The 22,154-nt window shown below is 58.1% G+C and carries 17 protein-coding genes; 9 read left to right on the top strand and 8 right to left on the bottom strand.

Going from position 1 to position 22,154, the window contains the following annotated elements; translation table 11 throughout:
* Window positions 1-52: 52 nt before the first annotated feature.
* Window positions 53-568 carry a chemotaxis protein CheX gene (locus tag GWR55_RS04515; RefSeq protein WP_162401192.1) on the bottom strand — a complete coding sequence of 172 codons (516 nt, stop codon included), beginning with the start codon at window positions 566-568 and terminating at the stop codon, window positions 53-55.
* 139 nt (window positions 569-707) lie between these two features.
* Between GWR55_RS04515 and hrpB the strand changes: the two genes are divergently transcribed.
* On the top strand, window positions 708-3,041 hold the full coding sequence (gene hrpB, locus GWR55_RS04510; RefSeq protein ID WP_238398643.1) for an ATP-dependent helicase HrpB: 2,334 nt from the start codon (window positions 708-710) through the stop codon (window positions 3,039-3,041).
* A gap of 218 nt (window positions 3,042-3,259) precedes the next feature.
* A complete protein-coding gene (locus GWR55_RS04505; protein ID WP_202925579.1) occupies window positions 3,260-4,525 on the top strand; it encodes an arsenic transporter in 1,266 nt (421 codons plus the stop codon).
* A gap of 38 nt (window positions 4,526-4,563) precedes the next feature.
* Here the strand turns inward: GWR55_RS04505 and GWR55_RS04500 are convergent, their stop codons facing one another.
* The 4 genes from GWR55_RS04500 to GWR55_RS04485 form a co-directional block, all read right to left on the bottom strand.
* Window positions 4,564-7,149 carry an AMP-binding protein gene (locus GWR55_RS04500; RefSeq protein WP_162401191.1) on the bottom strand — a complete coding sequence of 862 codons (2,586 nt, stop codon included), beginning with the start codon at window positions 7,147-7,149 and terminating at the stop codon, window positions 4,564-4,566.
* 242 nt (window positions 7,150-7,391) lie between these two features.
* Window positions 7,392-8,696: a diaminopimelate decarboxylase gene (gene lysA, locus GWR55_RS04495; protein ID WP_162401190.1), complete on the bottom strand. Its 1,305-nt coding sequence runs from the start codon at window positions 8,694-8,696 to the stop codon at window positions 7,392-7,394.
* 115 nt (window positions 8,697-8,811) lie between these two features.
* Entirely contained in the window at window positions 8,812-9,132 is a 321-nt protein-coding gene (locus GWR55_RS04490; RefSeq protein ID WP_162401189.1) for a PspC domain-containing protein, read from the bottom strand.
* A 126-nt stretch (window positions 9,133-9,258) separates the two neighbouring features.
* Window positions 9,259-10,512 carry a hypothetical protein gene (locus GWR55_RS04485; protein WP_238398642.1) on the bottom strand — a complete coding sequence of 418 codons (1,254 nt, stop codon included), beginning with the start codon at window positions 10,510-10,512 and terminating at the stop codon, window positions 9,259-9,261.
* Between the two features lie 116 nt (window positions 10,513-10,628).
* On the opposite strand from GWR55_RS04485, the gene GWR55_RS04480 reads away from it, so the two are divergent.
* On the top strand, window positions 10,629-11,042 hold the full coding sequence (locus GWR55_RS04480; protein ID WP_162401188.1) for a hypothetical protein: 414 nt from the start codon (window positions 10,629-10,631) through the stop codon (window positions 11,040-11,042).
* Here the strand turns inward: GWR55_RS04480 and GWR55_RS04475 are convergent.
* Window positions 11,039-11,569 carry a DinB family protein gene (locus tag GWR55_RS04475; protein WP_162401187.1) on the bottom strand — a complete coding sequence of 177 codons (531 nt, stop codon included), beginning with the start codon at window positions 11,567-11,569 and terminating at the stop codon, window positions 11,039-11,041. The genes GWR55_RS04480 and GWR55_RS04475 overlap by 4 nt on opposite strands.
* 41 nt (window positions 11,570-11,610) lie before the next feature.
* Here GWR55_RS04475 and GWR55_RS04470 point away from each other — a divergent pair, with 41 nt between their 5' ends.
* The 6 genes from GWR55_RS04470 to GWR55_RS04445 all read left to right on the top strand — a co-directional run bounded on the left by GWR55_RS04470 (window position 11,611) and on the right by GWR55_RS04445 (window position 19,061).
* The gene (locus GWR55_RS04470; RefSeq protein ID WP_162401186.1) at window positions 11,611-11,841 is read left to right on the top strand and encodes a hypothetical protein; all 231 of its coding nucleotides are present in this window, start codon (window positions 11,611-11,613) and stop codon (window positions 11,839-11,841) included.
* 147 nt (window positions 11,842-11,988) lie between these two features.
* Window positions 11,989-12,255, top strand: a complete 267-nt coding sequence (gene rpsO, locus GWR55_RS04465; RefSeq protein WP_162401185.1) for a 30S ribosomal protein S15 — start codon at window positions 11,989-11,991, stop codon at window positions 12,253-12,255.
* 313 nt (window positions 12,256-12,568) lie between these two features.
* Window positions 12,569-14,944, top strand: a complete 2,376-nt coding sequence (pnp, locus tag GWR55_RS04460) for a polyribonucleotide nucleotidyltransferase (RefSeq protein ID WP_162401184.1) — start codon at window positions 12,569-12,571, stop codon at window positions 14,942-14,944.
* A gap of 229 nt (window positions 14,945-15,173) precedes the next feature.
* Window positions 15,174-17,078 (top strand): VCBS repeat-containing protein, encoded by a 1,905-nt coding sequence (locus GWR55_RS04455; protein WP_162401183.1) that lies wholly within the window; start codon window positions 15,174-15,176, stop codon window positions 17,076-17,078.
* A 78-nt stretch (window positions 17,079-17,156) separates the two neighbouring features.
* Window positions 17,157-18,206: a zinc-binding dehydrogenase gene (locus tag GWR55_RS04450; RefSeq protein WP_162401182.1), complete on the top strand. Its 1,050-nt coding sequence runs from the start codon at window positions 17,157-17,159 to the stop codon at window positions 18,204-18,206.
* A 12-nt stretch (window positions 18,207-18,218) separates the two neighbouring features.
* Window positions 18,219-19,061 (top strand): SDR family NAD(P)-dependent oxidoreductase, encoded by an 843-nt coding sequence (locus GWR55_RS04445; protein ID WP_162401181.1) that lies wholly within the window; start codon window positions 18,219-18,221, stop codon window positions 19,059-19,061.
* Here GWR55_RS04445 and GWR55_RS04440 read toward each other — a convergent pair.
* The gene (locus tag GWR55_RS04440; RefSeq protein WP_162401180.1) at window positions 19,039-20,292 is read right to left on the bottom strand and encodes an MFS transporter; all 1,254 of its coding nucleotides are present in this window, start codon (window positions 20,290-20,292) and stop codon (window positions 19,039-19,041) included. The two genes, GWR55_RS04445 and GWR55_RS04440, sit on opposite strands and share 23 nt — an antisense overlap.
* Window positions 20,293-20,528: 236 nt before the next feature.
* A complete protein-coding gene (locus GWR55_RS04435; RefSeq protein ID WP_162401179.1) occupies window positions 20,529-22,133 on the bottom strand; it encodes a fucose isomerase in 1,605 nt (534 codons plus the stop codon).
* Window positions 22,134-22,154: the final 21 nt, after the last annotated feature.

Raw genomic sequence — 22,154 nt, 5'->3', positions numbered from 1 at the left:
AGCAGAGGCGTAGAGACGTCGCCTCTGTTGAGAAGACCACAAGCCGACACGATCAGGGTTGTTCGCCGTAAAGAGTAATGCTGAAGATAGAGTCGCCGAAGCGATAGGAACGGGCCAGGCGAAAGGTCGAGGTCTTCCGATGAATGTCGTAGTGGGTTCCGGCGACGACGGTAGGAACGGAGAGCAGGCAGGCGGAGCTGAGCGGGGAGATTTTCGATTTCCAGGCTCCGGCCAGGATGTTGGCGATCTCTCCCAGGCCGTCGAAGACGGTGTCGTCGATGGAGGTGACTTCGATGCCCATCATACAAGCGGTTATCTGCTTTGCGCCGGCTTCGTCGACCACGACGGTGAAGGCTCCGCTGAGGGCTCCAGCCAGGCCGATGACGGCCGTGAGAGTGACGGGTGTGTTGGATGGAGAGACGGCAGTCTCAGAGATGGCAACGGGAACTCCCATCATGAGACCGAGAACTTCTTCTACGGTCTGATCGAGGATGGCGGTGTCGGTGATGGTGGCGACGAAGTCGTCGATGCCGGAGGCGCCAACGGGCGAAACTGTGGGTTGCACCATGACGTTCTGGAAATCTCCTTCGGATATGAGATTCCTATCGGCGGGCTTCCGAAAAAGATGAGACTGCGCTTGCAACAGCGAACAGCATCTCCGAAAGCGCATATTTGACGTCGCTAATTCGACGTGATGCGATAGGTGTGTGGACCGGAAATTATCCCTGCCAATCGATCCGCTTCTTCCTGAGATCGCCGGTTCGCTTCGACAGACTCCAAATCTGGTGCTGGAAGCCCCGCCTGGAGCAGGAAAGACAACGCGTGTCCCGCCGCTGGTGCTAACCCTGGTGCGGGGCGAGGTGCTCGTGCTGGAGCCGAGGAGAATCGCTGCACGTACGGCTGCCTTGCGCGTGGCCGAGGAGATGGGGGAGCGGCTGGGAGATACTGTCGGCTATCAGGTGCGCTTTGAAGAGGTCTCCGGTCCGCGAACGCGCCTGCGGTATGTGACCGAGGGGACGCTTCTGCGGCGGATGGTTGCGGACCCGGAGCTGAAGGGCGTCGATGCTGTCATCCTGGACGAGTTCCACGAGCGAAATCTGGATGGCGATTTTGCTCTTGCTCTTCTAAACCGATTGCAGCAGCGCCGACCTGAACTGTTGATTCTTGTGATGTCGGCGACGCTTGACGGCGCACCTGTGGCTGCGTACCTGGGAAATTGTCCGGTACTGCGATCAGAAGGCCGGATGTTTGAAGTTACGGTGACGCATCTGCCCTATTCTCCCAAGCCGCTTGCGAACCAGGTGAGCGATGCCGTGCAGCTGTTGATTGCGGACGAGAATGCTGGGCACATTCTCGTCTTTTTGCCGGGAACAGCGGAGATTCGGCAGGCGATGCGCGAGTGCCAGCAGGTTGCGGATAAAAATGACATGCTGGTTCTGCCGCTGCATGGTGGACTTTCCGTCGAGGAGCAGGACCGTGTATTGAAGCCGGCAGAGCGAAAGAAGCTGATTCTGGCTACCAATGTAGCGGAGACCTCGGTGACGGTGGACGGAGTGACAGCAGTGATCGACAGCGGATTGGCGCGCTCGTCGAGCGCTTCACGCTGGACGGGCCTTCCGACACTGCACCTTGGAAGAATCAGCAAGGCATCGGCAAAGCAGCGAGCGGGCAGGGCAGGGCGCACGGGACCGGGACGTGTTCTGCGACTGTATGCGGAGGAGGATTATGCGAGACGTCCGGAGTACGATGCGCCGGAGATTTTGCGAAGCGATCTCTCAGGTCTATGCCTGGCGATACGGGCAATGAGTGTAGCCGGATGGAAGGAGCTTGAGTGGCTGGATGCGCCTCCTGCGGTCGCGGTGGTAAACGCCGAGGCTCTGCTGGATCGTCTGGGTGCAGTGACAGGCGATGCGGCGGCCCGGCTGGCGCGCTATCCTCTGACGCCCCGGCTGTCCCGCATCGTTGAAGAAGCGATCAGGCGAAGCGTAGCTGACGAGGGGTGCGTGGTGGCTGCTCTATTGGGTTCGGGACTGCGGATGGAGGGGACTAATATTCTTGACGGGCTGGACCGCCCACCACAGGATGCGGTGTTTCATCAGCACCTGAGGCAACTGCGCCGGATTGTTTCGGCGCGGAGGCAGAGCGGATCGCGGGGCAATGATGACGAGCTGTTGCGGTCTATCCTTATCGGTTTCTCCGATCGTGTGGCGCGAAAGAGAGCAGGGAAGCATCTACTGCTTTCAAACGGCGTGACTGCCGAGCTTCAGGGGACCGCCCCAGCGGGTGAGTTTATGGTTGTGCTCGACGTGGAGGACCGGAGTGACCGGGCGCTTCCGCTTGTCAGAATGATTGCTCCGATCGAGCCGGAGTGGCTGATCGACCTGTTTCCGGAACGCATTGAAGAGCGCACCACGCTTGATTGGAACCACTCTGCGGAACGGGTGGAGACAGTGAGTGCGCTGGTCTTCGATGAGCTGGTGATCGAGGAGAGCAGGCGAATCGTTAAGGACGAGATCTCGAGCGAGATGCTCTGTCAGAAGGCGATGGAGGTCGGGATTGAGGGCTTTGTCGAGAAGAATGCGCTTGAAGGACTGCTGGCGCGAGCCGCATTCGCCGGATTGGACCCGCCGGATGTTGCTTCTGCGTTTCGCCGGATGTGCGAAGGATTGAGCAGCTTTGCGGAGTTGCGGCGGGTAGGGGATCAGTTTGTACCCATGGTGGAGGAGATGCTCGACAGGCGGCTTCTGCGAGAGAGAGCGCCGGAGCGTATTCGTCTGGCTGGCGGCCGTGAGGTCAGGGTTCATTATGAGCGCGACAAGGCGCCGTGGATTTCGTCGCGGTTGCAGGATTTCTTTGGCATGAAGGAGACGCCGACTCTGGGTAGGGACCGCACGCCAGTGGTGATCCATCTGCTTGCGCCAAACCAGCGGGCGGTACAGACGACGACAGACCTGGCGGGCTTCTGGGAGCGGCTTTACCCTGAGGTGCGGCGGACGCTGATGCGAAGGTATCCGAGGCACCAGTGGCCGGAACGCCCGTGATGGGATAAATCTGGAGATTTGAAGAGCCCGGTTATTTCTTTGAAAAGCTACTAAGCATCGATTCACCATCAAAGAGTAAGACGGCGGCACGCTAGAATAACCACGCGGCTTGCCATGTTCCCGATCGTTAAGCTACGCCGGAGCTCTCGGGGAGTTGTTATCTTCCTCGATGCGACCTGCAGAACTGCGTTGTAGACAGAAGAAAGACCGTATATTCGATGATGCTGTTCCACCAGGTTCTGCTCGTTCTGATTGTTGCGGTCAGCATCGTCCTGATGCTGATTCGACCTAAGAATATTCCAGAGGTGTATTGGGTTGGAGCTGGGGCCCTGCTACTGATCGTGCTGCGCCTGATACCGCTCAGGCTGGCGGGTAAGGCGGTTGAGGATGGGCTTGATGTCTATCTGTTTCTGACAGGAATGATGCTGCTCTCGGAGCTTGCGCGCGAACATGGGGTGTTCGACTGGTTGTCTTCTGTGGCGATGCGACACGCCGGGGGATCGGGCCTGCGGCTCTTCCTGCTGATCTATCTTGCGGGCACGCTGGTGACGGCCTGCATGTCAAATGATGCAACGGCCGTGGTACTGACGCCTGCGGTGCTTTCGGTAGTGCGACGGTCGAAAGCAGATCCTGTGCCACATCTCTTCGCGTGCGCGATGGTGGCGAATGCAGCATCGTTTGTGCTGCCGATCTCGAATCCGGCAAACCTGGTTGTATTCCATACAGGAATGCCTCCGCTTGGCCGCTGGCTGCTGTTCTTTGGGGTGCCTTCGCTGTTCTCGATTATCGCGACCTTTCTTGTGCTGCGATGGTACTTTCGCACGCCGCTGTCCCGGCCGGTAGAAGATCAGTCGGAAGACCATCCGCTAGGGAGCAACGGCAGATTCGTCGTTGCAGGCCTGGGGATCGTAACCGGGGTTCTGCTGACAGCATCCGCTCTGCACAGAAATCTTGGTCTACCTACCGGTCTTGCCGCGGTCGCGATTGTGGCAGTTGTGTCATTCAAGGCGAAGAGCAATCCGCTTACGCCTGCGAGGCACGTAAGCTGGTCGACGCTCGGGCTGGTTGCTGCCTTGTTCATTCTGGTAAATGCGGTGGAGTCGGCAGGCGCATTGGAGTACATCCAAGGGGGGCTCCGTTGGGTGGAGCGTTTGCCAGCAGTCATGGGGGCCTTCGTGACGGCGCTTACGGTGGGCGTTGCAAACAATGTTTTGAATAACCTTCCAGTAGGACTGATCGCCGGTGCTGTTCTGGCCCAGTCGCAGGTGAAGGATCTTATCGTCAATGCTGCGCTAATCGGTGTAGACCTGGGTCCGAATCTCTCCGTGACCGGATCGCTTGCGACGATCCTCTGGCTGCTTGCGTTGCGCAGAGAGCGGCTGCATGTCAGCTTCCGCGATTTCCTGAAGGTCGGTGTGCTGGCTATGCCCGTGGCGTTGCTTGCTTCTGTATTCGGGTTGTTGCTGGTTGAACGGATCTGGTAGCCACACGAGCTACGAGAAATAGATGCCGAGGACCGGGATCAGTCATGGAGCTGACGAACAGCTGACTCTAGTTCCGCTGTCCAGTCGGAGGCGGATTTGCCGGGATGCCAGAGAACGGGTTCTCCAACCCGTACCTCGAGGGCTCCTGAGCGGAACCATCGCGTTCTTCGTGAGCTGATCTTCTCCATGCCTATGAGGGCGACTGGCAGAACGGAGACTTCAGCCTGCTTGGCGAGTAGCCCGATGCCGGGGCGAAAGGGCGCAATCTGACCGGTTGTGCTTCGTGTGCCTTCCGGGAAGACGAGAACGGAGTAGTTATGGTCGAGTGCATCGCCCGCATGGGCAAAGCTCTCGCGGAAGCCCTGGAGCCGTGGCAGTGGAAAGACATTGAAGAGGGCCGTCATGAGCCAGTAGGCGCACGGTCCCAGCAATCTGCCGGGAACTCGTGGCCTGCGGCCTGAGTGAAAGTCCAGAAGAAGCTCGCCTGACATGGCGATGGCAACTCCGCGACGCAGGTGGAAGGGTAGAGCGTAGAGAATGAGCGGGGCATCCAGCACCGTGATGTGATTGGCCACAAGAAGCAGAGGGCCTGGAAGAAGGCGGACTGACGCGATGACACGCGGTGCGAGGAAGATGCCAACGAGTGGGCGCACGACAGCTTCGGTGAAGAGGGTACGAACCAGATGCAGGGGATAAGACCACGGCCACCGAGGATATTGATATTTGAGAGGTTGACAGACAGCCGATGATGTTTCGATCGCGGCAGCCCGTGTGAGAGGGGGCGGGGGAGATGTGGCGGGAGCGGCAGAGGCTGGCGATGCCGCAGAAGGAGCACCGAGGATATGCCGTAGATCTCCAACCGTCCCAGCTTTCGCAATCTCGGTATCGCTTACAAGGGTCCCGGTCGTCTGCTCGATCATGGATGCCAGTTGCATTCTGCCAAGGCTGTCGAGATGCAGGTCTTCAGAGAGGCGGAGATCGTCGCGGCCATTTGGAATGGATTCGCCCGTGAGACTGGAGATGAGCGCGAATAACGGATCGGAGGGTGCTTTCGTGGAGGAGAGCTCTCCCGCGAGGATGCGGCAGGCCCAATCCATGATTTGGCGTTTGAGGACTTTGCCAGTCGAGGTGTACGGAAAGGAAACCTGGGGCCAGCGCAGTATCCGCCGTATCTGTTGATAAGGCGCGATCTCGCTGTTTGCGTGACGAACGGCGGCCTGAAGGGCTGCATCGTCGCCGTCGAAGATGACGATGCAGACGGGCTCCGGGCCGGTGGCGAAGTTGCAGGGAACGACGGCACAGGCCCGAACTCCCGACTGATTCATCATGGCGGTTTCCAGGTCGACGGGGAAGATATTGAGTCCGCTGGATGTGACGATCGTCTCTCCTTTTCTCCCAAGGAAATGAAACTCGCCGGTGGAGCTCTGCTGGGCGAGATCGCCGGTGGCGAACCAGTCCACTGCATGCTTCTGCAGCTTGCCCTGTTGCCAGGTCGCGGTGGAGACCATGTCTCCTCTTACGAGGAGTTCTCCGGAGTCGCTGACCTTTACCGCGTCGCCAGAGAGTGGTTTTCCGATGCTTCCCCGGCTGATGCGGAAGGGATGATTGAGGGTGACGAGCGCCGCTGTCTCAGTCATGCCATAGCCCTGGATCAGTGCGAAGCCAAGCCGGTTCCAGAAGAGTTCCAGATCGGCCGGCAATGCAGCCCCGCCGGAAATGATAGCCCAGAACTTCCAGCCGAAGGTTCGATGCACTGCACGGAAGCGCCACCATCGTCTCCATGCAGAGAGGCTGGCCGTTGCCTCAACGTCGCTGCTGCGCACAAGGCCTGCGGCCAACAGGTAAGTCTGGAGAAGGCCGAGGATGCGGGGCACAGCAATCAGAACGCTGATCCGCTCCCGTTGGATCAATGGAACCATGCGTTGCGCTTCGATTCCGTCGACCAGATGTACCTCGGCGGAGAGGATGGAAGGAATCCAAAGCCCCATGAACTGACCGAAGACATGGCTGAACGGAAGTGTATGAAGAAAGCGCAGTGGATGGATCAGACGTTCATAGCGGAGATACTTCCGGATCTCTTTCTCGATGGGCTGCAGGTTCGCCAGGATATTGCGGTGGGTATGAACGATGCCCTTCGGCTCCGAGGTCGTGCCGGAGGTGAAGACGATCTGGAAGGGAGTGCCCTCCGTTACAGTGGGGTCGATCGTGAAGTCGGGCTCTGACGGCAGCGCCCGATTCATTCCGGCAAGCTCGAGGATGGGGAGTTCCGTGGCCAGAGCCTTTGCACGCTCCGCATCGGTGATGATGAGGCGCGGGTTTACCTCCTGGATGACATTCTGCGCGAATGTGGGAGCGCCTGCGGCATCGAGCGGTACTACAAGCACGCCTCGCAGAACGCATCCGAAGAAGACGCCGATCCACTCCGCCGAATTTTCCGCCCAGAGAACGACGCGCTCTCCGGGGGCGATGCCCCTTCGGAGCAGCTCTGCAGAAAATCTGCCTGCAAGATCTGCAAGCTGCTGGTAGGTTGTTACGTGCCGCCTTACACCGCGATGCATGACGACAGCGAGTTCATCGCCGTTGCGGCGGAAATCGTCCACGAGGCTGGCAAGATGAGCTCTCATGCGCGAAGGTGCAGGCGCTCTGGACAGCAAAGCCGTACAGAGCGTCTATCTATTGTGATGCGTCATAAGAGCCCAGGTGTGTTGGGTCGACGGCGATCTGCTGGCTTCGGCCACCATTCCACCCGCAGATCCTTCGACTTCCCACTTACGCGCTTCGCCCAGGATGACACCTTGAAGAGCCCTGAGGATACCCGACTGACGATTGGCTCACCCAAAGTCCGCATGGATAGGTGAATACAACTCTAGATGATCTCCGGAGCCAGAAGATCGCGCATCGTCTCGCGGCGGCGGATCAGCGTTACCTTTGCATCGTCGATGAGGACTTCAGCGGGGCGCATGCGGGAGTTGTAATTGGACGACTGTGTCATCCCATAGGCACCTGCATCCAGCAAAGCGACAAGGTCGCCCGGCTTGAGAGCGGAGATGGCACGGTCGCGGGCGAAGAAGTCGCCGGACTCGCAGACCGGGCCGACGATATCGGCTGTGATCAGTTTGGCCTTGCCCGAGGGCTGACGGACGGGAAGGATCTCGTGATGGGCGTGATAGAGTGCCGGACGGATAAGGTCGTTCATGGCAGCGTCGGTGATGACGAATGTCTTGGAGCCATTTTTCTTGACGACGAGGACGCTGGCGAGCAGGGCTCCGGCCTGGGCGACGATGAAGCGCCCGGGCTCGAGGAGGAGGTGAGCTTTTTCCGAGGCGAGACCTTTGATCAGAGCAGCGGCATAGCGCTCGACCTGGTGGGCCGCGTCGAAGGGAGCATCGCTGTAATCGATGCCCAGGCCGCCGCCTGCATCGACGGTGCGGATATCGTGGCCGTCACGGCGGAGCTGGGAGACGAGCGCCTCTACACGAGCGAGGGCAGCGGCAAAGGGATCGACCTTGCGAATCTGCGAGCCGATGTGAACGGAGACGCCATAGGGCTCAAGCCATTTGGAGCGCATCGCGCGGCGATAGATGACACGGGCTGCCTTGATGTCGATGCCAAATTTGTGTTCGCTGAGGCCTGTGGAGATGTAGGGGTGCGTCTCGGCGAAGACGTCGGGATTTACACGGAGAGCGAAACGGGCGCGGATGCCGAGGGCCTGGGCCCGTGCAGCGAGCAAGTCCAGCTCCTGTTCGGACTCTACGTTGAACTGAAGGATGTCGGCTTTGAGAGCGGCATCGATCTCCCACGCCTGCTTGCCGACACCGGAGAAGACGACGCGCGTGAGCGCGGGTTTATGGGCGCGGCGGACACGCTCGAGCTCACCGCCGGAGACGATGTCGAAGCCTGCACCCTGTTTGCCGAGGAGGCGAAGGATGGCGAGTGAGGAGTTGGCCTTGACGGCGTAGCAGACGGTGTGGGGGCGGTCTTGAAACGCGTGCTGGAAGAGCTGAAAGCGCTCGAGGATCTGACGGCCAGAGTAGATGTAGAGAGGCGTACCGTAGTCGTCAGCCAGGGAGGAGAGGCTGATGTTGTCGCAGTAAAGTGTCCTGTTGCGATAGACGAAGGGACGGGAAGCGGCGGGTGCTGTCGCTGGAGTGGCTGCGGGCTTCTTTCTCAAAACGAAGATGCTCTCTCTTTCTTACGGTGCTGCGGAGTTGGGCGAATGGACGGCTATCTAGAAGGATACAGGGATTCTTCCACTCAGCCCTGAGGTAGTACGGGCAGAAAGAGGATCAGCCCTGCGTCGGAAGAGCGTAGGGCTCTTCAGGAATGATGATCCAGGCGATCAGGTACGCCAGAGCACCGGCTCCGCTGAGACAGATCAATGCGGTGATGATGCGGACGATCGTAACGTCCCACTGATAGCGCTGTGCGAAAGCTGCACAGACGCCGGCGATCATCCGGTTATTGCGTGGCCGAAAGAGCTGTCCTGTGGAGAAGGGGGGAGGAGGAGGCGGCGGCGGATAGGCTGTGCTTTGGCTGACAGGAGCCCCACAGGAGGAGCAGAAACGGGCGGTTGGGTCCAGCTTCGATCCGCATCGCGTACAGAACATGGGAGAGTCTCCAGAAGATCAATATTTTGCCACAACTGGAGGGTACGGATGTAGAAAGGCTGGAGTTCCATCGGTCAGACCGACAAAAAGATGCTGAAACAGGCCAGCTATGCTGCGCGAGGGCGCTCAGATACCCTTATAAGGCGTTTTGAGGTATTTGCGGGCAAGGTCGACCTGGGACTGATCTCCACCCCCGGACGCCGCCTCTTTGTACTGCTGGATAGCCTTATCGCGCTGGTGCAGAAGGTCGAACATCTGTCCGGCGTTGAGCTGAGCCCGGCGCTTGAGCCAGTCGCTGCATTTTGGCTGTGCGGCGGCATTCAGATAGTTTTGCGCGGCTTCGGCGGTACGGTTCTGCCCGCGAAGAGTATCGGCCAGGCCAAAGTAGGTCATCTGCAGGCGAGCATCGATAAAGTAGCCGGGGTTTTGAGCATCCTGCAGGATGCGCTGATAAGTGGCAATGGCGCCTGGGCCGTCTCCCTTGTCTTTGGTAAGGTTAGCCTCTTCCAGGCGGAAGAGGTAATCGTGCGGATACTCCTGGGCAAGTCCGCGTTCGACGGCCAGCGCTTCAGGGTACCGCCCGTCGTGCCGCAGGAAGAGGGAGAGCGCGGTGCGGCACTCGACCGGATTGACGATGCCGTGGGCGGCACAGTCGCGGAGCAGGTTCAGCCCTTTCTCTTTGCTTCCGGTAACCCCGGTGACTCCGAGCATGATCCGGAGAAATCGAGGCAGCGATGCCACGGCAAACTGCTGGATGCCGACCGCCATCTTTGCATCGGCATAGTCAGGATCGATACGAAGAGCGTCTTCGCTGTCGGAGCGGGAAGAGAGTCCCTGGTGTGCGGCGGAGATGAAGCTGTGGTCCACCAGGGTGATGAAGGCGGCGTGCATTCCGCGGGCGTATCCACGGGCGAAGTAGGCATTGGCGTCGTTAGGGTTGGTCTTAAGCTGCTGGTCGGCCAAATCAATGGCATGGTCCGTCAACTGCTCGATGCGATCGCGGGTGGCCTTGGGAACGTCGACGTTCCGCTTGGAGGTAAGGAAGGAGTCGTGTGCGTAGTAGGTGGTGTCGAGGAGGTCCTGATGGTAGAGTTCGCGAAAGATGATCGTAAACAGGACATAGTTTGTGGCCATTGGGTTCTGAGGATGAGCACGCTCGATGGCCTCAAAGCGGGAGAGAGCATTGTCGTAGTCGAGGTTATAAAAGAGTACGTGTGCCTCGCGGACCTCGGGAGTAAGGTTGAGCGGATCTGTATGGAGAACTTTATTCTGTGCGCACGCAATCTGCGCTCCCAGAACAATCGCCAGAACCGGCAGCAACGTGCAAAGGCAACTGAGGCGAAGAGCGATTGCAGAGAATGTGGGGCGCGCGGTATACATTATGTCTCTTGTAAGGGCCATCAGCCATTTAGACGGCGACATTCGTAGACTATAACCTCGCCGTTATTAAAAGACTCAGGCTGCCTGAATTTAACGCGGAGATGGGAAGGTCCTGAATGACACGGTTGGAGCTTCTGCAGGTGCTCGTGGGGCAGGCCCGTGAGAACGGGTTTGCATTCAAGCGATGGTACGTCTCCTGGCTCGGACGCCAATGGGTGAGTGGTCAGGAGGCGATTGAGACGCTGGCCAGTGAGAGACGGTACTTCGCTCTGCTTTTCTCCCATGAATTTGCACAAAACTTCTGGAAGGCTGGCGAACTGATCACGTTCCAGGTCCCCACCCAGACGTTTTCGAGGGCCATGCCGGATGGCACGGTGAAGGTAGTGACGCGCAAGGCCTACACGCGCCGAAGCGCCAGAGAAGATGTATGGCGTTACCACCTGCGGGAGATGGCGGCCAGCGACGAGCCGCTGCGCTATATCCGAAGATTTGTTCGAATCGCCGAAGATCTCGATGAAGGCGAATCTTAGTTGTTGTGCATGCGCCGAATTTTAAGGATCTGCCGGATGTGGTGCCTGCTGTGATTGAGATGGAAACGTCGCCAGTCCGCGATGCTCATCGGTCCGAGAGCGAAGTGAGCCTGGCAGCGAAAAGAGCCAAAGTGCTTCTCTGCGTCGGCGAGGACGGAATCCATTGTGTTAAGAGCTGTGGATATCTCCGAGAGGAGATGGTCGTCCGTGAGTGAGGTCAGCAAGAAGGCTTCCGGCCTCACATCGGCGGGAGCTTCGCGTCTGCCGGGGGTCCAGCCAAGTTGAAGGACGAAGAATCGGCCGATTCGCTGCTTTGCAGTTGCCGAGGGTGGGGTGGAGCCGCCTTTTCGCACTCTCTCCTGGATTGACGCCGTAGTCGATTCGTAGGTGAGGAGAAGATGCTGCGCGATCTGAAGGATGCTCCAGGACGACGGACGAGTAAGCGGCCTTGCCTGAAGCGCGGACGGAGAGAGTCCCGTGATGGTTGAACACAGGTCGTCGTGCAGTTTGCGAAGGGTGGGGTGCATGTGCCGGCTAAAAGATCCTAAGCCGAGGGTACACTGAAGATATGTTGAATGGAATCCGGTTTCTGTGGAAGGCGACACGAGGCTACCGCCTGAAGCCATGGCGCAGTCCGTATCTCCGATGGAGATTGGAGACGTATTCCGGCAAGAAGGCTGAGACGCTCGAACCAAAGGACTTCTGGGAATTTCTGGTGAGTGAGCGTGGGCAGATTCTGCGGTTCTCGAAGTGGCTAGCGGAGATGCAGGAATACGCAGGGACCAGCCAGGAGGGATGAGCAGTCACCCGCGAAGCAGTGAGCTACAAGCACTGAAACTGCAGAGACTTTTGCAGGCTTCCCGCAATTGCCCCAAGGGTGTTGCAATGTTATTCTTATTGGAACACTGAGAGTGGATAAGAAGAAGATCAGGAGTATACGAACGCTGTGCTAGCCCCCGCCAAGAAGACAGAACTTATTGCGAAGTTTCGCACCCACGACTCCGACACGGGAAGTCCCGAAGTTCAGATTGCGATTTTGAGTGAACGCATTGGAGAACTGACGGAGCACTTCAAGACGCACAAGAAGGACCACGGATCGCGTCGCGGACTGCTGATGCTCGTAAGCAAGCGCCGTCGTCTGCTGGACTATCTGAAGAAGTGCGATGCAGACCGCTACCGTGAAGTGATCGGCAAGCTGGGTATCCGCAAGTAAACCTCCGGAGACATTATCGAAAACCATGGAATCATGCTTGGCCCGTTTTATTCCGGCGGCAGGTTTCGTTCAGCGCTTGAGAGCGTCTTGCGGCGAGAGCCGCTCATGAAGACACTCGTGGCATTCGATCGGTTTGCCATGACGGCTGAACAACCTTTTACGGTCGGGCAAGGCTGTCCCATGTTTCCTTTCATAGAGTGCAGCGCGCAGGCGGTCTTTTAGGGGCCGGCGGCAAGCTGCACTTTTTCGCGCCCGCGATTCGGAAGACGCGAAAAGCAAGTTTCCAACGATAGAGAGAAAAGAGAGAGACACGATGAAGCAAGAGGTAATAGTAGAGCTTGCAGGTGGCAAGCAGATCAAGTTCGAGACGGGGCGCATGGCCAAGCAGGCCTCCGGCGCAGCCCTGACTTCGAGCGGAGACAACGTCGTCCTGGCGACCGCCGTCGCTTCTCCAGAGCCAAAGGAAGGCATCGACTTCTTCCCGCTGACGGTGGAGTATCGCGAATTTACCTATGCCGGTGGACGCATACCCGGCGGCTTCATCAAGCGTGAGGGACGGCCGAGCGAGAAGGAGATTCTTACCAGCCGTCAGATCGACCGCCCGATCCGTCCGCTGTTTCCCGAGGGCTTCCGTAATGAGACCCAGGTGGTTGCGTTTGTCTATTCGGCTGACCGCGAAAACGATCCCGATGTCCTGGGGATCAACGGCGCAAGCTGCGCCCTGGCCCTGAGCGACATTCCCTTTCACGGGCCGGTAGGAGCTGTTCGCATCGGTATCGTCGACGATCAGTTCATCGTGAATCCGACGTATGCGGAGCGCGAGAAGAGCAGGCTGAACATCATGGTCGTCGGTACGAAGGACGGCATCGTGATGATCGAGTCCGGAGCGCGCGAGATTACGGAAGACCGTGTCGTAGATGCGATCGAGTTTGCCCACGGCGAGATCAAGAAGATCTGCGCTGCGATCGAGGATCTGGTAGCGAGGGCAGGGAAGCAGAAGCGCCTGGTTAGCGCACCGGTGATCGATACCGAGTACCTGAGCTCTCTGAAGTCGAAGATCGGCGCCCGGCTGGCGGACGCGCTGGATACGAAGAAGCATCCCAAGGCCGAGAGTTATGCCAAGGTGAAGGCGCTTAAGGATGAACTGAAGGCCGAAATTCCAGCCGACGATACTGAGTCCGCAAAGAAGCTGAGCAAGTATTATGAGCTGTTGCGCGAGAACATCTTCCGCGAACAGGTTTTGAACGATCGCATTCGCCCGGATCACCGCGCCTTCGACGAGATTCGCCAGATCTCCATCGAGGTAGGAGTCCTGCCTCGCGTGCACGGCTCCTCTCTGTTCACCCGCGGGGAGACCCAGGCGCTGGTTTCGGCGACCCTGGGAACGCCGGACGATGCTCAGCGACTGGAGAGCTACGAAGGCGAGATCAAGAAGCGCTTTATGCTCCACTACAACTTCCCGCCCTTCTCAGTGGGCGAAGTTGGCCGCATGACCGGGGTTGGCCGGCGAGAGATCGGTCATGGTGCGCTTGCTTCGCGAGCCATTGAGGCCGTTCTTCCCGGGGAAGATGAGTCGCCATACACCCTGCGCGTAGTCTCGGACATTCTGGAATCGAACGGATCGTCGTCGATGGCTACGGTCTGTGGTGCGTCCCTGTCGCTGATGCAAGCTGGCATCGCGTTGAAGGGTTCTGTCGCCGGCGTGGCGATGGGTCTGGTGATGGAAGGCGATAAGTATGCCATCCTGTCCGACATCGCGGGCGCGGAAGACCACTACGGCGACATGGACTTCAAGGTTGCCGGAACGCGGAATGGCATCACTGCCCTGCAGATGGACATCAAGATCATGGGAATTACGCCGCAGATTATGCGTGAGGCCCTTGAACAGGCACGTCGCGGACGGATTTTTCTGCTGGACAAGATGGATGCCGTGATTGCCGGGGCGAACCAGGAGAAATCGAAGTTTGCTCCCCGCATCCACACGATGCAGATTCCTACCGACAAGATTCGCGATCTGATCGGACCCGGCGGCAAGGTCATTCGCGGGATTATCGATGCGACCGGCGTCAAGATCGATGTCGATGATACAGGCCGGGTGAACGTAGCCTCGACCGATGCAGAGGGACTGGAGCGCGCGATTCAGATGATCAACGATCTGACGGCCGTTCCTGAGGTCGGTAAGACCTACCTGGGTAAGGTTGTCCGTATCGCAGAGTTCGGCGCCTTTGTCGAGATCTTCCCCGGAACAGACGGTCTGCTGCATGTCTCCGAGATTGCAGAGCATCGCGTCAAGGATGTAAAAGACGAGCTTCGCGAGGGCGATCAGATCCTGGTGAAGGTATTGGCGATCGAAGGCAATCGGATCAAGCTTTCACGCAAGGCCGTTCTGCGGGAACAGCGCGCCAAGCTGGGATTGCCGGACCCGGTCGCGCAGGCTCCTGATGGTGACGGACGTCAGCGTCCTGCTCAGCAGGCACAACTGCCGGACCAGGAGGGAGCCGAAGACGAAGAAGACTTCGAGGAAGGCGATGAAGAGGGCGAAGAAGAGCCCAACTTCAACCGTGCTGAAGGCGCGCCCCAGGGAAGCTCTCCCAAGCCTGCAGGACAGCGCCGTCCCGGTCGCCGCCGCCGCGGAGGTCGCCGTGGTGGTAGCGGTGGCGGATCGCCACAGGGCGGTGGAAACCAGTAGTATCTGAACGATTGAAATCGATGGGCTGCGTGCTTGCACGCGGCCCATTTATTTTTGCCCCGTAGCTCTTCCTTGACCCGAAGGGAAGCTGGCCATTAGTATTCGTGTGTTTCTCAATGCGCAAATGAAATGTCTTTATTCGCAACTGAAAATGTCGGTCGAAGGTCGGCGGCGTTTGTCAGAGAGTAATCGAAGATCGTTCCATGAATCCGTCAAAGACAGGTGGGATATGAATCGAAAGCATCTTGGGGTGGTTTTGAGCTTTTTCAGTGTGGTCGTTGCGCCATGTTTGGGATCAGGTCCGTCTTTCCATCCCGACACCAGTATTGCTACGGCCAGCCGACAGGATTGGTCGGTCCTGGGTAAGGCTGACTGGAACATTGCGGATCAGGGGATCACGGGCAAAGGCAACGAAACTGGCGGATTGCTCGTACTGAATCACTCGTTCCAGGACTCGGATTTCTATATGGAGTTCCGATGTGAACAGTCGTGCGAGACGGGAGTGCTCTTTCGGACAAAAAAGCAGAGTGACGGCTCACTGGCAGGTGATTATGTCTCATTTCATGACTCGAACCCGACTTTATTTCACGTCGTGATCGATCCGGCGGGAACCATCAAGGAGCAGACACCTCTACCCAAAGGAAGCGGCCTTTACAGGGTCGCTCCAGCCCAACGGCCTGAGCGGCCAAGAATGCCGATGCAGATCGTCCGTCCAGCGGACCTTCCCATAACGCCGCCGGATAGCACGCTGCGAGCAGGGGAGTGGAATGATGTTGAGATCTTCGTCGACGCAAATATCATCCGGTCTTTTCTGAACAATGGGCGTGAGTCCGGGGCGGTCGATGAGGAAGGATATGGCCCGGTGGCTTTGTATGTCGGGCCAAAGACATCAGTCACCTTTCGCCATGTCGGCCTTCGGGACTTGAATCTGAAGACGAGGGAGCCAGAGAAGGTTTCCTCACGGTTTCGCAAGCAGCGTCTCAGCGACTTCTACTACTCATGGACAGAGGCTGCGGCAGATTTCAATCGCGATGGCAAGCTCGATATTGTTTCCGGCCCATACATCTACTATGGCCCGGACTATATGACGTCGAGTGAGTTCTACATGGCGCAGGCCTCGAATCCGACGACGGAGTTTGCCAGCGACGGAACTCTTCAGTTTGCTGCGGATTTTACAGGCGATGGCTGGCCGGATGTCCTGAGCGTTCAGTACGGCGGAGGACCGGGTGCTCAACTCTATGTCAATCCCGGCAAGGAGCATCGCAGGTGGGATAAGTACGTCGTCGTCAAGACGAACCAGAGTGAGATTGCGGTACTGCGGGATGTAGACGGTGACGGCAAGCCGGAGCTGGTCTATGCGGGTGAAGGAACCGTGCGCTACGCCAAGCCTGACCCCAAGAACCCTACCGGCCCATGGCAGATACACACGATCTCGGAAAAGGGATACGCCGCCGCACATGGAATTGGAGTGGGAGACATCGACGGGGATGGGAGGATGGACATCCTGAATGCCTATGGATGGTGGCAGCAGCCTGCGAAAGACGCGGGAACGAGTCTCTGGAAGTATCACCCAGTAGCGTTCTCGCAGTACACGCGCGGCATTCTGGGCGGAAGCGTGATGGCCGTATATGACGTCAACGGAGATGGCCACAACGATGTGGTGACCTCACTGGACGCCCACGGGTACGGGCTGGCCTGGTTTGAGCAGAAGCGGGATGCGAACGGCGCGATCTCCTTTGTGGAACACATGATCATGAATGATTCGCCCGCAAAGAGCGCCGGCGGCGTGGTCTTCACGGAGTTGCACGGAACCGGCTTTGCGGATGTGGATGGCGATGGAATTCCGGACTTCATCGCAGGGAAGAGATACTTTTCCCACCTGGATACAAATATCGATCCCGATCCACGCGGTGCTCCCGTTCTTTACTGGTACAAAACGGTGCGCGACCCGAAAGCGGAGGGTGGGGCAAAGTTCGTGCCAGAGCTGATGGACAACCACGTCGGAGCAGGGTCGGACATCCTCGCAACCGACCTGAATCATGATGGAGCTGTCGATATCGTGACCTCTACCCGCTTCGGAACGTTTATCTACTGGGGGAAGGGAAAACAGACGTCCCACGCGGAGAATCGTTGAGGCAATCTGACAAGTGCAATGCTCCAGAGATGAAGGGCGCTTATCTCTGGAGCGTTGTCCTCGTGTAGAGTGATAGCCATGAAAGCTCTCCTGTTATCTGAATATCGCCGGCTTGAGGTGGTCGATTTTCCCACTCCTGAACCGGCAACCGATGAGGTTCTGCTGAAGGTAGAAGCCTGCGGAATCTGTGGAAGCGATGTTCACGGATTCGATGGGTCATCCGGCCGCCGAATACCGCCAATCATTATGGGACACGAGGCCGCGGGAGTCATCGCGAAAGTTGGCTCCGGCGTAACGGAATGGCAGGTAGGGGATCGCGTCACCTTCGATTCGACTCTCTACTGTGGAAGCTGCGAGTATTGCAGGCGCGGTGAAGTAAACCTGTGCAACGCGCGCCAGGTCTTTGGCGTCTCCTGTGGGGATTACCGGCGCCATGGAGCCTTTGCCGAGTATCTGGCCGTGCCCACCCGCGTGCTCTATCGCCTTCCCGCAGAACTGCCATTTCCTGAGGCAGCGATGATTGAGGCGGTCTCCATTGCTCTTCACGCAGTCGCTGTATCGGGATTCAAAAAGGGCCAGACGGCGCTTGTGCTGGGAGCAGGCATGATCGGCACCCTGATTGTGCAGGCGCTTCGTGTCGCCGGAAGTTCTCACATTTTTGTGGCTGATCCGGACAAAAGCCGTGTAGAAGCCGCAAAAGGCCTGGGGGCACATACGGCCATTGCCCTTGCGAAAGAAGGCGCAGATGCAAGCCCGGCAGGAGCGATCCTGGAGAGATATCCCGAAGGAGTCGATCATGTCTTTGAGGCCGTCGGTTTCGGAAGCACAGTGAAGACTGCCATCGCTTCTGTCCGCAAGGGCGGAACGGTGACCCTGGTCGGCAATATCGAGGCTCAGGTGGAGCTTCCTCTGCAGGCAGTTGTAACGCGACAGATTCGTCTGCAGGGATCGGCGGCTTCGGCGGGCGAATACCCACGGGCAATTGAGTTGCTGGCTTCGCGGCAGATCGATGTATCTCCCTTGATCTCAGGGATCGTGCCTCTGGAGCGTAGCGCGGAGGCCTTCGACCGTCTCTACGGAAAAGAACCGAATCTCATCAAGGTCATCGTTACGCCTGATTCCAACTAGACAGGAGATTGCATGCAGTCAGATTCATCGTCGCCTTCGTCGCGGCCGTATTTTGACCTCAGTGGCCGCGTGGCGCTGGTGACAGGAACAAGCCGTGGTCTGGGACAGTACTTCGCCCGCGCTCTTGCCCGTGCAGGAGCCAAACTGGTTCTGACCAGTCGCAGACGGGAGGCGCTGGAAGCCTTCGAAAGGGAGCTGCGGGAGATGGGCTGCGAGTGCGCTTCGGTAGCTCTTGACGTTCGTGATGAACAATCCATTCGTTCAGCAGTGGCAGAAGCGGCTTCTCTCTTTGGGAAGATCGACATCCTGGTAAACAATGCAGGGATGAATATCCGCAAACCCGCAATCGAAGTTACCTGGGACGACTGGAACCAGATTCTGGATACGAATCTTCGCGGCTCCTTCTTCGTTGCGCAGGAGGTGGCGAAAAGAATGATCGAGCGAGGCTACGGGAGAATCGTCAATATCGGCTCGGTGACGTCGGTGGCGGGTTATGCCGGGCTTGGCCCTTATGGCGCGAGCCGCGGAGGCATACGGCAGCTGACGATGAGCCTAGCGGACGATTGGGGGCGGTATGGCATTACGGTGAATTGTCTCGCTCCGGGATGGTTCAAGACGGCACAGAATCAGGTGATGTACGAGAACAAGGAATGGGTGGAGTATCTCTGCGATCGTATCCCGATGAATCGCCCAGGTAGCCCCGATGACCTCGATGGTCCTGTCGTCTTCCTGGCATCGGAGGAGAGTCGCTACGTAACGGGACAGACGCTGCTGGTTGATGGTGGTATCTCGACCGGGGCGACGCGCGCCCTTCCTGCTGCTTCAAATCCAGTTATGCCACCAGACCGTCCTTGATTCGCGCGGAAGGAACGATCTCGATACGACCGAGCAGGAACACATAGCTTGCGACGCCAATCAACAGAATGACCCCTGCGACAAGGAATGCGGCTACAAAAGAATGTGTCCAGGTGGTGAGATAGCCCGTTGCAATGGGAGCGATGATCGCAGCGATCTGATTCGATTGGTTCATGATAGCGCCCACTCTTCCAGTGCTTCCTGAAGGAACAAGAAGGGAAGGCAACGTCCATAAGACGGGGGATGCTGCGGCAAGCCCGCTGAGAGACAGGCTGAGGCAGACAAGAACGACGCCTGATTGATGCAGGAATGCAGGAGCGAGAACAAAGAGTCCCATGCTCGTGCCTGCAATCAGGATTGTCTTACGGACGACGCTGGCATCGTAGCCACGCCGCACCATGATATCGGTCAGCACTCCTCCAACGGCAAATCCTACGACTGCGGCGGCGGTCCACGGAACGGCGGACCATAGGACGGACTGCTGGCCGGTCATCTTGAGGCCCTTCTGGAGGTAAAACGGCAACCAGGTAAGCAGAAGATAGAAGGAGTAGTTGTAGGCCCCTGAGCCAATGGCTGCGGCGAGAACCTTTCGCTCCTTCAGAAGGGTGGAGATTCCCAGTGATGATGGACCTTCGTTGGAACGCTCTCGGGCGACAGCACTTTTGGGTGACTTTGGATCGCAGTACAGAGAGGCAAACAGAATTGCGTAGAGGCCGCTCAGAATTGCAGTCGCGGCAAAATTTGCCCGCATGCCGAAGTGCAGCAGAATAAGTCCAAGGATCGGTGTGCCTATGCCGATGGCAAGTTTAGCAGCGGCATCAAACATCGCGGTCGGTACTCCGCGCTCACCCGGTGGGAACCATAAGCCGATAGCTTTGGCGCATGCAGGAAAGGTCGGAGCCTCTCCGATTCCGAGCAGAAAACGCGCGAGAAAGAGAATCAAAATTGTAGAAGCTAGCGCGGCCATGCCCGAGGCGACCGCCCAGAGAACAATGGAAGCGAGCATGACTCGCCTGACCCCGAAGCGATCCAGAAGTGAGCCGCTTGGAAGCTGCATGAGCGCATAGGTCCAGCTATAGGCCCCCAGCAAATAACCGAAGGTGATGTCGGAGATGCCAAACGCGGACTGGAGAGCGTCGTGCGCAATGGAGAGGTTAACCCGATCGAAGTAGTTGACGAGAATTCCTGCGCCGAGGAGAACTGCTATGGTCCCGCGTCTTCTTGTATTCATTGCTCCATTCCATCTTCAGCGCCGCGCTTGCCGGCCAACGGAATCGTCGCCGTCGCCATGGAGTGACAGTAACACGACGGCAACAGACTCTTATCTGCTGTCATTCATGGAAGTTTCTGTGAGTGGAGCTTGAAATGCAACAGGGATAATTCGGTTTCGCCGTTTATACGGATCTATCCAGGCCCCGCTTTCCTCTGCTGGCGCACAGTATTCCGTGCGCCAGCAGAGGAAGGCGATCAACTCCTGGTGTCTCCGGTTTCACCACAGAGATGGACCTTCACGCCCAGAGCCGCAAGCATGGATGCCTTCACCGCGAGCGCCTTGCTGGAGTCTTCTGCATAGGCGATGCTGACGTGATTCGCGCGATGACGCGCCATAAATGCATCGCGCCCAACGCCATGGAAGACTGCATTGACAAGCGGCCACTGGTAGGTAGTCTCACGCCAGCGGCGTTCATTCTCGGCGTCTGAAAGTTCCACAACCGTGCCGCGGCCAAGATCGGCGTGAAGTTCTCCGCCTTCAACAAAGACACGGCTCCATACGATTTCGCCTGGTTTGCCGATGCCCTTGAGCGAACCACCACCGAGCGGGAAGTACATTGCGGGTTGACGCTCGCTGACCGCGCCTGCATATCCTCCGCGAAAATGGCTGGCGGGAGCAGCGCCGGAGATCTGGAGAACCCAGACGAACTTCTCTTCGCCCTGAATGTTGAGAGTTTCGCCCCACCTTACATCGTGAAGCGTTGTTGAGGGATCCAGGCCCAGAGCCGTCCAGCAGCGGTTCGTGACCAGCGCATCGACAGCGGCCCCTTCGTCAACTTCATTGAAGTGGGGAAGCGCAGATGCTGCATAGAGCTCTGCCCCTTGTTCCGAAAAGACAGGGGGACGATCCGGATTATTGAGGAGACCTTCGACCAGATCGGAAGCAGGCACCATATCTTTGAGCCCCTGCTGATACTGGATTCCGATGGCGTCACACGCAAAATCTGCAGCAATGCGGGTGGCAGCGATGTACATCTTGCACTGTGTGAGAATCTGCGAATCGGTAAGTTCGGTCGCCTCATCTGTTCCGGTTGCAAACCGCATGCCTCGTGTATCGAGCCACTGGCGAATAGTGCTCGCCTCCTGATCGGAAACGGTCCTCATCCGCGCTACCAGCGCGGACTGGCTGAGCCGCTCCTTGAAGATTCCGAGTGGGTTGAGAATTTCGTCATCGATGATGGCGTTATACATCCCCATACAGCCTTCGTCGAATACGCCGAGAATCGCCTTGCGTGCTTTGAGAGATTCCGCGAGCTGCCTGCCGAGGCCCTGCGCATCCGCAGGCAGAGAAGCCAAATCAAGATCGCGCACGTGCGAGAGATTATGCCTGATCGTGCCAGTATCCACCCACTGCTTCAGTCCTTTCAGGAAGAAGACATCGTCAAAGGACTGGCTCCAGAGCGTAGAGAAGGGAACTCCCGCCTTGATCAGCGATCCGTTCAAATTCAACAGGCCGACCAGCCCTGGCCATTGTCCGGACCAGTTGGCGACAGTGAGAATTGGACCGCGATGAAAGCGCATTCCCGGCAGAACGTGATGCGTATACTGCCAGGCGGCTGTGGCAAAGACCAGAGGAGCATCCGCCGGTATATTGGCAAAGACGTCCATACCCATGCGCTGACTTGAAATAAAGCCATGCCCCTGCCGCTCATCGACCGGGAAGGCTCGACGCAAAGTGATTCCCATCTCTGAGAAGACATGCGTGAGTGTTTTCTCCAGGTCGCGCTGCGCAGGCCAGCATGTCTGATTTGCGCCGAGCCGTAGATCCCCACTCGTAACCAGAAACATCTCTCTTTGCATTTGGCTCTCCTTCTTCTCCGG

Origin of the sequence: Edaphobacter sp. 12200R-103 (assembly GCF_010093025.1) — a bacterium.
Classification (GTDB): Bacteria; Acidobacteriota; Terriglobia; order Terriglobales; family Acidobacteriaceae; genus Edaphobacter.
The sequence above is the reverse complement of the archived record's forward strand: the minus strand, read 5'-3'. Positions and strand labels throughout refer to the sequence as shown.